Source organism: Sinomonas susongensis (assembly GCF_005877005.1).
GTDB classification, from domain to species: Bacteria; Actinomycetota; Actinomycetes; order Actinomycetales; family Micrococcaceae; genus Sinomonas; species Sinomonas susongensis.
Window position 1 is genome coordinate 22,145 of sequence record NZ_SSNH01000016.1, and the last position, 15,419, is coordinate 37,563.

The following is a 15,419-nucleotide window of genomic DNA, read 5'->3' on the forward strand; positions in this document are numbered from 1 at the left end:
CATGGACGCCGCCCTCGGCCGCGTGCAGGAGATCCAGACGACCCTCGTCCAGCTCGTCCACCCGAGGCTCGCCGCCTCGGCGGCCTCGCCGACGTCTTCCGCTTCCACGGCGGGCGCCTCCGGCTCGACTTCGGCTGCCCTCGCATCATTCGGGCAGGCGCTCGCCGGGGCGCTCGGCTCGACGCCGACGACGGCGCCGCCCTCGGCTGGCACGCTCCTCGCAACGAGCGGGGTCACCACTGGCGACCAGATCGCTGCCGACGCGCAGAAGTACGTCGGCGTCCCCTACCTGTGGGGCGGAACAGACCCGTCGAAGGGCCTCGACTGTTCGGGCTTCGTCCAGCGCGTGTACCAGGACCTCGGGATCTCGCTTCCGCGCGTCGTGCACGACCAGATGCAGGCAGGGACGCCGGTGTCCTCGCTCGCGGACGCCAAGCCCGGCGATCTGCTGATCAGCTTCGGCGGAGAGCACGTGGCGATCTACCTCGGGAACGGCAAGGCGATCGATGCGCCCGTGCCCGGGCAGACGATCCAGGTCCGCGACGCGTGGGAGAAGTACGGGAACCTGACCGCGATACGGCGCGTCGTGCCGGACGGCACGATGGCCGACTCTACGGTGGCTCCGGCTGTATCCGCGGGCGGATCGATCTCCACGGCCAGCGCCTCAGGCGGGACGGGCGTGGCGGGACTCGACGCATCCCAACAGCAGTACGCCCAGGCCATTGTGAACCGGGTGGCCGAGCGCGGGCTTCCGACCCAGGCCGCGGTGGACGCGATCTCGACCGCGCTCCAGGAATCATCCCTGCGCATGTACTGGAACCCGAAGGTCGCGGGGTCGAAGGCCCTCGCCCCCGACCAGTCGGCCGAGGGAACCGATGGATACTCGGTGGGCCTCTTCCAGCAGCAGGTCAACGGGAACGCGTTCTCGTGGGGCACCGTCTCCGATGCGATGGACCCGGTCGCGTCCACGGACGCGTTCCTCAACCGGCTCACGGCCAACCCGGGCTGGCAGAGCATGCCCGTCACCGCGGCAGACCAGGCAGTCCAAGGCTCCGCCTACCCCGACGCGTACGCGAAATGGGAGGCGGAGGCCCGCCACATCGTCTCTGCACTCTCACCGATGGGAGCTTGATGACAGCCCTCCTCTTGCCGCTTCCCACTGCGCAGCCCGCCCCCGGGAAGGCCATCGCAGCCGCCACAGGGAACGCCTCTGACCCGACGGGCCTCAAGGCCGCCGCGCCCGAACTGTTCGCGGCCGCGCTTGCGGCCGCGTCGCCGGGAGCCAACGTGTCGGTGCCGGCCGCGCCTGCCACGGCGCTGGCTGCAGGGGCCGACCCCAAGGCCCGCGCAAAGGCTGACGCAGAACGCGGCACCGAAACCGATCCGAAGGGCGACGCCAGCTCCACCGCGACGCTCAACCCGCTTGCAGTCGGCGTCGTACCGGCGCTTGTCGTCCCGTTCGCCGGGCGGGGGGAGGCCTCGGCCGACCAAGATCCGCCGGGTGACGTTGCGTCCGAAGGGCGCCCGATGACGGTGGCAGGCGCTGCGAGCCCCGCAGCTGCGGCGCCCGACGGCCGTCCGGCGAATGTACCAGCCGCCGCCAGTCCGTCGGCTGGCCCGCTCGTGGCGGGTTCACCGGCCGCGCCCTCCCACGCGAGTGCTCCGACCGCGCTGGCAGCGCCCACGCCGTCCACCGCTGGGATTCCAACACCGGGGCCAGCTCGCCCAGGGCGGAGTCCTGCGCCTTCCGCGGCTCCTTCGGGGCCAGCGGATTCCGTCGTCCCGGGCGCGCGTGCCCCGAAAACGGCCGATCCCGCGCTCGCAGTCGTGCCGTCGTCGTCCGCCGTCACGCCGGTGCCGTACCCGGCGAGGGCTGCAGCCCCGGACGCCCCCACCCCCAGCTCTCGGCAGCCCTTCTCCGCGCAGCTTGCGAAACCGGTGTTCACGCTCGCCGCGGCCGGGCCGGGGGAACACGTCCTGACGGTCAAGGTCACCCCGGAAGACCTGGGCCCGGTCACGGTGCAGGCGCACATTGCAGCGGACGGCGTCAAGGTCGAGCTCTTCGCGCCCACCGACGCCGGCCGAGCCGCCGTGCAGGCCGCCCTGCCCGAGCTGCGGCGCGACCTTGCAGCCTCGGGGCTCGGGGCGAGCCTCGACCTCTCGGCGCGCAGCGCGCCGCAGGACGGCGGGGGAGCCGGTGGCAGGAACAGCCCCGAGGGGGGCGGCAGCGGTGAGGCCCCCGGGCGCGGAAAGCGGACTCCGCCCACCGCCGGCCTCGACGCCGCACGCCCGATCTCACGGGCATCGCCCGGCCTTCCCGGCACCAACGCCCGCCTCGACATCCTCGCCTAGAGAAAGCAGACCATGACCATCAGCCCCGTCAGCAGCCCCGTCGGCACCGTGGACGCAAGCACCGCCGTCGGCGGCACGGCCTTGACTTCGTCCGCCCCCACGCGCGCACCGCAGAAGACTCTCGATTCGAGTGTCTTCATGGACCTCCTCGTCACGCAGCTCAAGAACCAGGACCCCAGCTCGCCCATGGACACCAACGCGATGATCCAGCAGACGAGCCAGCTCTCCATGGTCGAGCAGCTCACGCAGCTCGCGACGGACAGCGGCCAAGGCCTCAGCGTCCAGCAGCGCGCTGCCGCGGCCGACCTGATCGGGAAGGCCGTCACGTACCTCGCCGCGGACGGGACGACCGGCAGCGGCACTGCAAGTTCCGTCTCCTACAGCGGCTCGGCTCCTACCGTCACCGTCGGCGGCGCATCCGTCCCGCTCGGCTCGATCACCGGCGTCACCGGCGCCTAGCGCCCGAACGCACGAAACCAAGAACAAGAAAGGGAAGCCACCATGCTCCGCTCCCTCTACTCCGGCATCTCGGGCCTCCGCGCCCACCAGACCATGCTCGACGTCACGGGTAACAACATCGCGAACGTGAACACGGTCGGCTTCAAGGGCTCGTCCACCGAGTTCGAGGACACGCTCTCGCAGTTGACCCAGGGCGCCTCGGGGCCGCAGGGCCAGACTGGCGGCACCAACCCCGCCCAGGTGGGCCTCGGCGTCAAGGTCGCGGCGATCACCACCAACTTCAACCAGGGCTCGGCGGAATCGACGGGCAAGGCCACCGACATGATGATCTCGGGTGACGGCTTCTTCGTCACGAGCAGAGGCGGGCAGCAGCTCTACACCCGTGCGGGCTCCTTCGACTTCGACGCTTCGGGGCGGCTCGTGACGCCCGACGGCGCGCTCCTCCAAGGCTGGACGGCGAACGCCGCCGGAGTCGTCAACACCGGGTCGGCAATCGGGAACATCACCCTTTCGCCGACGACGACGATCCCCGCCGTCGCGACGACCCAGGCGACCGTGGACGGGAACCTGCCGTCCGACGCCGGGACCGGAACGTCGCTCGAACGCGACCTCCAGGTCTTCGACGGCAATGGGGTGGCGCGCAACCTCGCGCTGACGTTCACCCGTTCGGCGACGGGCTGGGACGTTGCCGCCGCGGACGCCGACGGGACCACAGGGACCGGTTCGCTCGGCTTCACGAACGGGAAGCTCACCTCGGGCGGCTCCGTGAACGTCGGCGGGATCACGGTCGATCTGGGCAAAGTCACCGGGTACGCAGGGATGACGACAGTCGCGGCGAGCGGGCAGAACGGTGCGGCCGCCGGAACCCTCGAATCGTTCAGCCTCGGCAACGACGGCTCGCTCGTCGGGGCCTTCAGCAACGGGCTGAAGCAGGTCGTGGGCCGTGTAGCCCTCGCGAAGTTCACCAACCCGGCTGGCCTCGAGAAGTCCGGCGACTCCTCCTACACGACCACGGCGAACTCAGGGAGCCCGCAGATCGGTCAGGCTGGGGACCCGGGGTTCGGCACTCTGGCGGGCGGCGCTCTGGAGATGTCGAACGTGGATCTTTCGCAGGAATTCACGAACCTGATCGTCGCGCAGCGAGGCTTCCAGGCGAACGCGCGCGTCATCACGACGAGCGATCAGGTGCTGCAGAGCCTGATCGACATCAAGCAGTAGATCAATCAGGTTCGGCTCATGAATGCCTGCCACGCCGCCACCCCCTCCCATGGTTCCCGCCATGCCGACCATAACGGATCATCCAGCGGGGTGTTCGACTGATGCAGTCTGTCTCTCCGCCGGTCGGGTAGCCTTCCGAATTATGGGGGCGTGGGGATTGGGCCCGGTTGCTCGTAGGCTGCTTCTTGTGCGAGAGCGCTCATCTCGACTGCGAGGGGATCTATGAAGGGCTGGGGTAAGGTCGTCGCCTTCGCGTTCCTCTTCTTGGTCTACGCGGGGTTCGCGCTCTATCGGCTCGTTCGCGACATCATGCAGCATGGTCTGACCGGAGCGAACATCTCCGGAGTTGCCGTGTTCGTCTTCCTCCCACTTCTTATCTGGGCGCTGGCTGTCGGCACCAAGCGCTTCAACAGGTCCCACATGGCCCGGACTCGAGCAGCGTTTCCCGGGTTGCTGGTCCTGCCCGCCGGCTGGGCATCGTTCATGGTGCCCCCGCTGCGCTCGTGGCCGAACAAGCCCGTCGAGCCTAGGGGCTACCTCGCCTTTCTCCTAGTGGCCCATGAACAGCATCTGGCTGTTCACCGCCAGCGGTTCCGCAAGGGGTACGTCCTTGCCGGACAGTTGCCGTGGGGCAGCGTTCGTTCGGTGGGGGACGTCCCTTCTAAGGGGGCGGCGGACAAGCCTGGAACGAAGGTGCTCGCCCTCGACTTGGACTCCCAGGGAACCGATCTTCCCGATCGCCTCGAACTGTACCTCTGCGCCGACGACGCCTCGATTCTGGCCGGCGCCGAATTCGACGAAGCGAAACGCCAACTCGAGAGGGTACGGTCGGCGGCCCTCAGATGAGGCCCACTCGGATCGAAAACGACAGCTGACCGGTGGAGGATCCACCTCTGTGCAGCGGAAGGCGGCCGCGGCATGGAGGCGCATTAGTTACGAGTGATCGCAATGTACGGCTCCGCCAGGACAGGGTCTTTCCAACTGTGTGGTCCCACGCAGTTTAGTCGGGTAGGTCTCAACGGCGTCTTCAAATGGCAACATGAGGAGCACTAGCCGGCCTTGCCCGTCGGCGAGCAGGCACTCCAACGCCAAAGACGCCTGCTCGCGCTTGGCTTCGAGACTCAAGCTGGCGTCCCTGGCTTGGAGAGGCCAGATGAATTCGTAGAGTCCAACGGCTGAGGTGCGCAAGAGGTCTCGGATGTCGTCCACAAGAGCGTGAACCAAGTTCGTTGCCATAGCCTTGCTCCGCGTTCCTCCGCCTTCGCCGGGTCGGGGAACACCCTACCCGTTCTGAATGGCCAGTGAGGCGCAGCCGATGTACTGCGGCCTGGGCCGAGGATAGCCGACACAGAAAGCTGGAGACGGCTTCACGAGGCGAATGGGTTGTTGCAGCAAAGGATCGACCGACGGTCCAGCCGGACCCGGCAGCGCACACCCCTCCTGTTCGCCACCTCGGCCGGGCTCGGCTCAAACGGCTGAGGCGTGGGCAGAAGCTCGTCGTGCGGTCATAGAAGGCCGCTGGCAACAACTCTTTGGAGGCAACGATGAATGACATCAAGGTCGGCTATGCGCGGGTCTCGACCGCCGAGCAGGACCTGACCGCCCAGCGCGACGCCCTCGTGCGGCTCGGCGTCGAAGAGGAACGGATCTTCGTGGACCACGGTCTCACGGGCACAAACCGAGCCCGGCCAGGGCTGCGGGAGGCGCTGGCATCGGTCAGGGCTGGTGACACCTTCGTGGTCACTAAGCTCGACCGGCTCGCCCGATCACTGCGGGACGCGAGGGACATCGCGGACGAGCTCACAGCCAAAGGTGTCGTGCTCAGTCTGGGCGGCAGTCTCTACGACCCGAGCGACCCGGTCGGGAAGCTGCTGTTCAACGTCCTGGGCATGGTTGCCGAGTTCGAAACAGACCTGATCCGGATGCGCACCAGGGAGGGCATGGCCGTGGCACGTGCGAAGGGCAAGCTGAAGGGCAAGCAGCCCAAACTCAGCCGCACCCAGCGGGCGCACCTGTACGAGCTTGTGGACAGTCACCGCTTCACCCAGGCCGAACTCGCCGAACTCTTCAGCGTCTCCCGCACGACGATCTACCGTGAAGAACACCGCCGCACCAAACCCATGCCCAAGATCCGGCCGTGATCCCAAGGCCCATGGGCGGATCCATTTCCGGACGCTCCGGTTTAGGTGCGAAGCGTTCGCTAACGGGCACAGGCTCTCGGAGGTTGCGACAGCGGGTTCGCGAGCCGGGGCCTAGATGTAGAGCGTGCGTGTGCGCTCGGTGCCATCGCTGTCTTCCCATCCCAGCTCGATTGCAGTCACGCTCGGACTCACCAAGGACTTGTCGATCGTGAACGGGATTGATTCGTTGGGCGCGAGTTGAACCGGCAAGGTGCCGTGGAAGCTCGCCGCTCCATCGCCGCCAGGTGTGACGTCCTTAAGTTGGGTCAGCTTTGCTGAGGCGCCGGTGTGCGTTGAATCATTGCGAAGCCTGTATTGGCTGCGAGCCTCGTGCCAGGCGGTCCAACTCACGGGGCTCTGGGTGTCCGCCGGGGTCGCCGTTCCCGTTCCGTCGAAGGGTTCCTTTTGAGAACCTTGCCCTGTCCCAGCGGTGATCCCCGCGTTCGCTGCACCCTTTAGGGTCTCCACCCCTCCCTGTGTCTTGAGGGATTTGATGAGCGCGACGGCACTCACTGCTGCTGCGATCAGGCTGCCTACGCCTCCGATCCACGCCGGGACCACGGCTCCCCAAATATCAGGATCACTCATGGTGAGAGCGTAGTGCTCTTCATGAGACAGCAAATCGATACGCAAGCGACGTGCAGACCGTGGTCGAGCCCCTGACTCTGGAGGGATGGCTCATCAGGCGCCGCAGAGCTTGTTATCGAGGACGCAGCGGGTCGGGACGTAGCGATCGAACCGGGAGAGTCGGCGACAAGGAAGTCCCTCTCTTCGCCCAAGACGGGGTGACCGTCGTCGGAACTTTCACGGTCAAGGGGTGCAGCGTGCAGGGGCCGATCCCTGCGAAAAAGTAAGAAGGCCGTCGACACACCAGCGATTCAGTCGCCAATATCCCTCAACAATGTCCGATGAACGATCGGCTTGCGAACGCCGAGGAATCTACCGCTTGCGCCGAGCGATCAGGAACACTACGACCAGGACAACGAACAGTGCTCTGAAGACCGCGACTAAGGCTCCGGCACTGATTCCCATCTGTCCTCCTTGCGAATTCTCGCAAGATGACAGTATCGGCGATCATCGTTCGAACCTCCAGCCCCGCTGGGGGATCCTCTACCGGCGGCTGGGCCCGAGGAGCGTCCAGACTAAGGTTTGCGGCCACCAATGCCACCGGCATTTGAGCGAGTTGTTGACTTTCGTCAGGCGCGAAGCCGAAGTCATAAGGGTTAAGTCAGCTTGCGAGGTGGTCAGAACCCTCTGCAGTGTCGGTGGGAACTGAGAGCTGGATGTGGTTGGCGATCTCTTGCAGGGTAGAACCGTCAGCCAGGAGACTTCGCACTTGGTCCTCGTAACGACTGTCTGAGAGCGGAAACCGTAGGCCGATTACTCGCTCATTGAAGCGGTTGAGCCTGCATGCTTCGATCGTCCACTTCCCCTTAACTGTGAACGAAGCGTACGTGAGATCGTCACGCAGGATGTGATCCGACCACTCGTCAAAGTGCGGATGAACGACAAGAAACGCATCCGACGATGATGGATATGTGGCGGCCGAAGGATCTACGAGAGTTTCTTTGTCGCGCTTACTTCCGTTACATTCCTTGCAGGCGACTCCGAGGTTCACCTGCGTGAACATAAATTCCGGGCGCCGTTTCTTCGACACGACGTGTTCGACATCCCAATCGAGCCCATGAGTTGACGGGTCTGGTAAACGGCAGTAGCAACAAAGATGCTGTTGCTCCTTGATATAGTGCGCCTTGATCTCCAGGCGGACGGGATTCACCTCCTCATCACTCCAATACGTTGAGACCTTGTCAGGCTCAGCGTCGTACCGCGCCACGAGTGCAGCAGACGATTCGCAGTACACGACTGGGTTCAAGACCACGGCATGCTCTTCTGGGCGAGTTGGCGTCGCATGCGGACAAGGCTGTCGATGACTTTGCCAGTCGGGTCGTCCACAGGCAGTTCGGGTCGGGCTTCTTGCAGTGCGGCCATTTCTTCGTCGTACTTGGCCAGGGCGAGTTCGCCGTCCTCGGCACCCCGCAAGGCGGTTACTAGGAGATCTCTGAGGTGCAGACTATTTTTCGTTACGACCCCAAAGGTGCTGAACAGCACTTCATCGACCGATCGACCGGACGATGGTTCACTCGTACCTGCGGCCGGCTTTTCAAGATCGACAATATTTGTCAGCTCATGACCCGCGCCAGCCACGAGTGTTGGAGAGTGCGTGGCAATCATGAAATGGCAGCCTCGAAAAGCTGAAAATGCTTCCGTCAGTCGACCGAGGTACTCAGACTGCCATTGTGGATGGAGGCTGATCTCAGGCTCGTCGATGAGTATCAGGCTGCCATCCTCGATCGATGAAGCGAGGCCGAGTAGCGTTACGACCAAGGACAGTTCGCCGGAGCTGGCGTCGGTGATCTCAACGCGGCGACCCGAAGTCTCTTGCCGCAGAGTCACCTCCACCATCTGGATGATTCCTGCGCGCGTGAGCTGCCTCGCCATTCGCAACTGGTCTTCGACCCCAGAGTTCTGCCTCCTGTAGTCGGCCACCAATCGCACCTTGCGACCGTCGCTAAACCCTCGCAATAAATCAATAGATGCCGCGAGTTCCCCCGCAGCCCGATCGTCCTCAAAGAAATATTTAGGGATCGCGGCTCGGACGGCACCAATCCCTCGACTTTTTGCATCCTCAAGATAGCGCCCGACTGCACGTGTCGAATCGGTCCCAGCTTCCCTCGCGAGGTCCTTTCCGCGATAAGTCCAGGCGTAGGTGACCTCCACGGTCGGGCTGTAGCCGAGATATCGGAAGACATCTGCGACTCGTTGGCGACGGTATAGCTCCTCGTCGCTGGCGTCGAACAGTTGCTCTAGTGCCCTGAAGACGCCTGCGCGGGCGGATACACGCCCTCGCCCATCCTTCAATCCCAGGTATCGATAGCTCGACTCGGTTACGTTGGCATCAAGCAATCGCGCCTCTCGAGGCAAGTGGAACTTGTCGAATGCGCTTGCAGTCGCGGCGACCACGGCGCCCGGGCGAGGCAACTCCTCCGCCGCCGCAGGCCTACCATCGATGAACGCCGCGACCTTCGTGCCTGACGCTCGGAAGGCGCACTCCCGCTCACCGAGTAGATACTCCAGTGCGATCGGCTGCCTATTGCGAATATGTCTGCCGTCTAGCGCATCGAAAGCCCCTGCGATTGCTGAAAGAAGCCGTGACTTCCCAGATCCGTTCCGACCCGTGACGAGCGTTGTCCAAGAGCCTTTGCCTGCCGGCGGTGCGACGTCGACATCGACCTCGACGTCTACGGCCTCTTGATCCCACAACTCGGCGCGGAGGAGTCGAAAAGGTCGCGTTGAGGTCATTGAAGCTACTCCCTGGCGTGAAAATTTCGTCTAGAAACTAACCATATGTGGTCCGTGAGCTCGGCTCGCGCGTGACTTCCTGCCCTTCGAGGCTGTCGCTGCCGTGACGGAATGGGATTCCGGGCTCCACAGGGGGACCCATTGCGTATGCCCGTAAGCCGGCCGGACAACGTGCCACTCAGCACCGTCCGGCCTCGTCCGAGGGCTCGGGATAGCCCGAGGTGCGTTTACCCAGCACGATGGAATGCCCCTTGAACGTACGACAACGGCAACATCAGAGTCACAGACAAGGCGTCCCCGTGGTCCTGGCCTCGTTGAGGTTGACCGAGCCATGCGCCGCGCCCAGGCAACAACACAGTTCAGGTCACTGAAGATCTGACATCCTGCGGTAAGAGCGCGTCCCAGGCAGCCGGGATTTCAGGCCGCCCTCCTCGTCGACGCCTCTCATTCCCCAGACCCCTGCCGGCGCAGTCGCCGGCTGGCGTACCGTCGTGCACGGGCTGGGGATCCGCGACCCCCGCCCCGGCCGCTTGGGGTCTGGGACTGACCGCGCTCCTTAGCGCCTGGTGCTCGGGCCCTGCCGTCACTGGTCTCTGGCGTGCGTCATCATGATCATGTCGCTATGATCATGATCATCTCGCGATAAACATGATCATGGGTGGGAGACCAGCACGAGGACAGGCACCTGACCGCCCTCCAGCCCTCCCGGATGAATCACAGGAGCGGCATTGGACGTCGAAGAACTGCGCGAGGTGGCTTTCACCCTCAGGCGAGTGGGCAGCGATCTCGAAGACGTCGAGGCCAAGAGAGCCGACGGCGGCCTGCCCAAGAGCGTCAGGGAGACCCTTTCGGCGTTCGCCAACACTCACGGCGGCCTTCTGCTGCTCGGCCTGGACGAGCAGTCCGGCTTCACAGTGGTCGACATTGCCGATCCTGGGAAAATGGCCGCCGACCTGGCTTCCGCCTGCGCCGAGATGGAGCCTCCCCTCCGGGCGGACATCAAGGTTGCCGAACTCGAAGGCAAGCCGATCATCGTGGCGGAGATCCCGGAAGCCGACCGTCGCTCCAAACCATGCTACATCCGTTCCGTCGGCATGAACCGCGGCAGCTATATCCGCGTCAACGACGCGGATCAGAAGATGACCAGCTACGAGATCCAGCTCATGCTCGCCAATCAGGGCCAGCCCCGCGACGACGTAGCCCCAGCAGACGGTTCGAACATCGAGGACCTGAGGCCGGAAGGGGTGAGCGTCTACGTGAACCGTCTGCGCACTCTGCGTCCCAACGTGTTCGGAAGCCTGGAATCCAAGGAGGTCCTTCGGCTCTCCAACGTTCTGGTGGAAGCGAACGGGAAGCTAGTTCCAAGCCTCGCCGGGCTCCTGGCCCTCGGGCGGTTCCCGCAGCAGCGGTATCCCCAGCTCATGCTCACCTTCGTCAGCTACCCGACAGTCGAGGGGCCGGAACCCGAAGGCACCCGGTTCCTTGACAACGTCTCGATCGAGGGACCCATCCCTGAAATGGTCACGGAGGCCCTCAAGGTAATCCGCCGCAACATGAGCCGCAGGGCGGTCGTTTCCGGCGCCGGGAGGCGAGACCTCTGGGACTACCCCGAGCCCGCGCTCCGGGAAGCAATAGTCAACGCACTCGTCCACAGGGACCTCTCTCCTGAGAGCCATGGCACTCAGGTGCAGGTGGAGATGTACCCGGACCGTCTGGAGATCCGCAACCCGGGGGGCCTCTTCGGTCCCGTGCATGTCAACGCTCTCGGGACCGACCCGCTGTCCTCCTCCCGCAACGCCGCTCTCCTCCGAATGCTCGAAGATGTCCAGATCCCCGGCGAGGACAGGACCGTCTGCGAAAACCGAGGATCTGGGATCCGGACGATGATCAGCGCCCTGCGCGCCGCCGGGATGTCCACCCCGATCTTCCGCGACAACGTCTCCTCCTTCTCCGTGACCTTCCCCAACCACAGCCTTTTGAACTCGGACCTCGTGGAGTGGATCGCCTCCCTGAACGAGCCCGGTCTGACGGAGTCGCAGATCCTTGCCCTGGCCCACCTGCGAGATGGCGACGCACTGGACAACGGGCATTATCGGGAGATCGCGGCCGTCGACTCTCGTGTTGCCACCCAGGAACTGCAGGACCTCGTAGCACGCGAGTTGACCGAGCAAGACGGCAAGGGCCGCGGGGCGACTTACCGTCTGGCGCCCCGGCTCCATGACGCCAACGTCGCGCTCCCCAAAGGTGAGCGCCTACCGCCCGCGGACCGCCGCGACGAGATCCTCGCCGCATTCCAACCGGATGAGACACTGTCCCGGGCCGCTCTGGTGGAGCGAACAGGACTAGGCGACCAAGTGGTCCGACGCTGGCTGCGCATTCTGAGGGACGAGGGCTACGTGGAATTCACTGGAGCAGCCAGCCCCCAGAGCAAGAATGTGCAATACCGCAGGACGATACAGACATACGGGAACCAGCAACAGGCCACTCTCGATTTCGACGTCTAGTCTAGCCAGAAGGGTCAGCGGCAAGAGCGGAACACGCTGGAATTCCCTAAGCCCCGGGGCTCGAGCGAGAGGAACTACTCCACTTGGGGCAGCGCGGCCACACACGGCGTCAACACTACGAACTTCGCGTGGAGCCTCTCGCCTCACACCGGGCTCTGCTCCTTCGCGACCGCCAGGAGCGCAGTACAACGGCGCAACCAGGCTCTCATCGCCCTCGCCCCGCTAGCTGGTCCTTCGCGAAGCCCCATTCCGGTGGCGCCGCAACGAACACGGCGTGAAGTGCCCCTGTCGTGTTCGCTCAGGTCCCGCAGCGTCAGAGACCGCACAGCACCAGAGTAGACACGGGTCGCGATGGGAGCGAGAAAGGACTTTCCGGGTGTTCAGGCGAGAAGTTCGCGGATAACTGGTCCCGATCGGCGATGAACGCCCGCGTCTGCCCAACCACTCAACCGACCGTCGCCCTAGAAGGCCCGCAAAATCTAGGCGGCCCCCACCCCTCGGCGGGATGCACCCGACTTCGAACTCGCACCCTCTTCCCAGAGGAGACAGTCTCGCCGACTATGACGAATTGAATTGATTCATTCCGAGGAGACGGCTGTTTCTTATGAAACAAGAGGAGACACCCCACCTTCGCTCCAGAAGCAGTAATCCCGACCCGGGCGCGGACGACGGCGGAAGGCAGCTTCCGCCGTCGTCGACTGCTTCTGCCCCGGGCGCGCGATCACAGCTCGAGGCATTCGTTGATCTGGATCGTCCCGCCGAGGGCGATGTAGGGGTGGTCGGAGAGCAGGCTCCGAGCCTCGGCCAGGGAGGGTGCGTCGATGATCGTGTAGCCGTCGATCTCCACGGCGTCCACGGGCTGGCTCGAGGCTATCTGGCCGCCGAGGAGAACCGGGGCCCCGAAATCGACGAGGGCTTCGCCGAGCGATCTCTCAGCCCACTTCCGGAGCGTATTCCGAGTTGCGGTGATGACGTCGGTCTGCGGGTAGGGCATGCCATGGTAGGTGATGAGGAAGCGCGACATTGCTGTCCTTCCGGCCGCTGGTGTGGCTAACCGTACGCCTCCCCAGCAGCCGTGCGAAGGCCCCTCAGGCAGCCACCTTCCGGCGCATGCGGTCGAGGAGGCGCTTGAGGAGCCGTGAGACCTGCATCTGGCTTACGCCAAGGATCTCGGCGATTTCGCTCTGGCTCATCTCCTCGACGAAGCGCAGGTGGAGCAGGCGGCGCTCTTCTTCGGTGACGCCCTCGAGGGCGGCGGCGAGGAGCTGGTGGGACTCGACTTCCTCGAAGCCGGGTTCGACGACGGAGAGTGCCCGCGCGGCCGGATCGGGCCGCGAATCCTCGGCGCTCGGCGGTTCGATCGAAACGCCGACCATGGCGGCGTCGGCGAGCTGGGCTTCGGCGATCTTCTCCTCCGGGACGCCGGCCACCTCAGCGAGCTCGGCAGCGCTCGGTTCGCGTCCCAGCTCCTGGATGAGCTGCCGCCTCGCTGCATTGACGTCGAGACGAAGCTCCTGGACCGAGCGCGGGGGCCGGACGGCCCACGAGTGGTCACGGATGTAGCGCTTGATGGTTCCCGTAATCGTGGGCACCGCGTAGGGGACGAAGCCCTGCCCAGCGCCCTCACGGTAGCGGCGGATGGCCACCATGAGGCCCAGCCGCGCGACCTGGCGCAGGTCCTCCGGATCGTGTCCGGGGTACCGGTGCCGGTTCGCCAGCGCGTCCGCCACGCCTAGGTACTTGAGGGCCAAGTCTTCCTCGCCGCGCTCGTCCGCTGTGGACTGCAGCTCGACGGGTTCGTCTGCTGCTAGATCATAGAGATCAGTCATCGCCGTGCCCTTCTCGTGCCTATCCGTCCATGAGACAGACAAGTCTGTCTTGTTCTCGATTATTACAAGTGAACAGACCGGTCTGTCCACATCGGAGGATTACAAATTGGTAACGGAGGATCTGAGAAAGACAGAAAGGGCTGTCTGCACGCGTTAAGATCAACTTCGTGGAAGCCCGAGTTGAGACTCGCGCGACCGTGAGTCTCCGGCCCGGTGCGCGCGACAAGATTCTGGATACGTCGTATGAGCTGTTCGCTCATCGCGGCATCCGAGACGTTGGAGTGGACGAGATCATCTCGCGGTCAGGTGTGGCCAAGGCCACTTTCTACCGCCATTTCCCGTCCAAGGACGCCCTTGTCCTCGCCTATCTGGACCGCTGGTTCACCGCGCGGAGTGCCGCGATCGAAGCAGCGACCAAGGGGATTGAGAGCACCGACGAGGCCGTGCTGGCCGTCTTCGGAGTCCTCAACGACTGGTTCAGGCACGGGACGGCGGAGGCCAGTGCCTTCCTGCACGTCATGATTGAGATGGGTCCGGACCACCCGCTGGGCCAGGCGAGCATCGAGTACCTCACGCGCACGCGGGAGCAGCTCGCGGACCTCGCGGCAGCCGCCGGCCTCTCGGACCCCGAGGGGTTCGCCTGGTCGTGCCACATCCTCATCAAGGGTGCGATGGTGGCCGACTCCGAAGGCGACACGCAGGCCGCCGCACGTGCCCTCACGATGGCACGGCTCCTCATCGAGGAGCACCACGAGAAGAAGCCCTCTCCGGCCCCACGCCATTTCACGGCGTGGAAGGATCCGGACGAGATCAACGAGAACCTCGCATCGACCCACCCGAGGAAGCAGCAGCGGACGGTTACTCCGCAGCGAGTTCGCCGAGCCGGGACACGGTAGCCCGTAGGTCTGCCGCGCTCGCCCTGGCCTTTCCGGGCCTGTTGGTGTAGCCGCTGTCCGCGTGCAGGAACAGCGCTGCGAAAACGAGCGCTACGGCGAGGTGGGCCCGGACGGGCTCTGAGGTCCGCTTCTCTGCAAGTTGGATGACCTGCTTGCGTAGACCTGACGTCCACTGATGGAGGGCGGCAAGCAGGTCCGGCTCGAGCCGGATGAGCTCCCGCACGCGGGGGAGATTGTCATGTCCGCTCGAGACGCTTGCGATGAGCTCGCACAGGTCGTCCAGCAAGGGCCCCCGGCCCTCGAGGAAACGGCGTTCGTCATCCTCGGCAATGGCGGTCGCGGGCAGGCCGAGCGCGGCGGCGGCCTTCGAGGGGAAGTAGTTGAAGAACGTCCGCTCGGAGATCGTGGCACTCGCGCAGATGTCGGCGATCGTGACGTGCGCGAGTCCGCGTTGCGTCACGAGATCGAAGGCTGCGTCATGGATGGCGTGCCACGTCCTCTGCTTCTTGCGCTCGCGGAGCGAGCACTGCTTGTCGTCGAGGGACGGGTTCGTTGTCACGGGAATTCCTGAGAAGTGCGACGGGTGCCGGGGCCCCGCGCTGAGCGCGGGACCCCGGCGAG

14 protein-coding genes are annotated in these 15,419 nt (G+C 64.9%); 8 read left to right on the top strand and 6 right to left on the bottom strand.

Features of this window, described 5'->3' with window-relative positions; all coding sequences use genetic code 11:
- The first annotated feature begins 1 nt into the window (after window position 1).
- From E6A21_RS16470 to E6A21_RS16495, 6 genes are all read left to right on the top strand, one after another.
- The gene (locus tag E6A21_RS16470; RefSeq protein ID WP_138445292.1) at window positions 2-1,132 is read left to right on the top strand and encodes a C40 family peptidase; all 1,131 of its coding nucleotides are present in this window, start codon (window positions 2-4) and stop codon (window positions 1,130-1,132) included.
- Window positions 1,132-2,352 carry a flagellar hook-length control protein FliK gene (locus E6A21_RS16475; protein ID WP_138445253.1) on the top strand — a complete coding sequence of 407 codons (1,221 nt, stop codon included), beginning with the start codon at window positions 1,132-1,134 and terminating at the stop codon, window positions 2,350-2,352. The genes E6A21_RS16470 and E6A21_RS16475 overlap by 1 nt, the downstream gene beginning before the upstream one ends.
- A gap of 12 nt (window positions 2,353-2,364) precedes the next feature.
- The gene (locus E6A21_RS16480) at window positions 2,365-2,811 is read left to right on the top strand and encodes a flagellar hook assembly protein FlgD (protein WP_138445254.1); all 447 of its coding nucleotides are present in this window, start codon (window positions 2,365-2,367) and stop codon (window positions 2,809-2,811) included.
- 42 nt (window positions 2,812-2,853) lie between these two features.
- Window positions 2,854-4,029 (top strand): flagellar hook protein FlgE, encoded by a 1,176-nt coding sequence (locus E6A21_RS16485; protein ID WP_138445255.1) that lies wholly within the window; start codon window positions 2,854-2,856, stop codon window positions 4,027-4,029.
- A 222-nt stretch (window positions 4,030-4,251) separates the two neighbouring features.
- Window positions 4,252-4,875 (top strand): hypothetical protein, encoded by a 624-nt coding sequence (locus tag E6A21_RS16490; RefSeq protein WP_138445256.1) that lies wholly within the window; start codon window positions 4,252-4,254, stop codon window positions 4,873-4,875.
- A gap of 698 nt (window positions 4,876-5,573) precedes the next feature.
- Window positions 5,574-6,170 (top strand): recombinase family protein, encoded by a 597-nt coding sequence (locus E6A21_RS16495; RefSeq protein ID WP_171041446.1) that lies wholly within the window; start codon window positions 5,574-5,576, stop codon window positions 6,168-6,170.
- Between the two features lie 111 nt (window positions 6,171-6,281).
- Here E6A21_RS16495 and E6A21_RS16500 read toward each other — a convergent pair whose 3' ends face one another.
- The 3 genes from E6A21_RS16500 to E6A21_RS16510 form a co-directional block, all read right to left on the bottom strand.
- Complete coding sequence (locus tag E6A21_RS16500; RefSeq protein ID WP_138445257.1) at window positions 6,282-6,797, bottom strand: hypothetical protein; 516 nt, start codon at window positions 6,795-6,797, stop codon at window positions 6,282-6,284.
- Between the two features lie 640 nt (window positions 6,798-7,437).
- A complete protein-coding gene (locus tag E6A21_RS16505) occupies window positions 7,438-8,043 on the bottom strand; it encodes an HNH endonuclease (protein WP_138445258.1) in 606 nt (201 codons plus the stop codon).
- Between the two features lie 35 nt (window positions 8,044-8,078).
- Window positions 8,079-9,569 (bottom strand): AAA family ATPase, encoded by a 1,491-nt coding sequence (locus E6A21_RS16510; protein WP_138445259.1) that lies wholly within the window; start codon window positions 9,567-9,569, stop codon window positions 8,079-8,081.
- Between the two features lie 728 nt (window positions 9,570-10,297).
- Between E6A21_RS16510 and E6A21_RS16515 the strand changes: the two genes are divergently transcribed.
- On the top strand, window positions 10,298-12,073 hold the full coding sequence (locus tag E6A21_RS16515; RefSeq protein WP_138445260.1) for an ATP-binding protein: 1,776 nt from the start codon (window positions 10,298-10,300) through the stop codon (window positions 12,071-12,073).
- 721 nt (window positions 12,074-12,794) lie between these two features.
- On the opposite strand, the gene E6A21_RS16520 is transcribed toward E6A21_RS16515, so the two are convergent.
- Window positions 12,795-13,097, bottom strand: coding sequence for a YciI family protein (locus tag E6A21_RS16520; protein WP_138445261.1), 303 nt, complete (start codon window positions 13,095-13,097; stop codon window positions 12,795-12,797).
- Window positions 13,098-13,161: 64 nt separating this feature from the next.
- Window positions 13,162-13,902 carry a sigma-70 family RNA polymerase sigma factor gene (locus E6A21_RS16525; protein ID WP_138445262.1) on the bottom strand — a complete coding sequence of 247 codons (741 nt, stop codon included), beginning with the start codon at window positions 13,900-13,902 and terminating at the stop codon, window positions 13,162-13,164.
- A gap of 197 nt (window positions 13,903-14,099) precedes the next feature.
- Between E6A21_RS16525 and E6A21_RS16530 the strand changes: the two genes are divergently transcribed.
- Window positions 14,100-14,798 (top strand): TetR/AcrR family transcriptional regulator, encoded by a 699-nt coding sequence (locus tag E6A21_RS16530; RefSeq protein ID WP_138445294.1) that lies wholly within the window; start codon window positions 14,100-14,102, stop codon window positions 14,796-14,798.
- On the opposite strand, the gene E6A21_RS16535 is transcribed toward E6A21_RS16530, so the two are convergent.
- Window positions 14,761-15,357: a TetR/AcrR family transcriptional regulator gene (locus tag E6A21_RS16535; RefSeq protein WP_171041447.1), complete on the bottom strand. Its 597-nt coding sequence runs from the start codon at window positions 15,355-15,357 to the stop codon at window positions 14,761-14,763. The genes E6A21_RS16530 and E6A21_RS16535 overlap by 38 nt on opposite strands.
- Window positions 15,358-15,419: the final 62 nt, after the last annotated feature.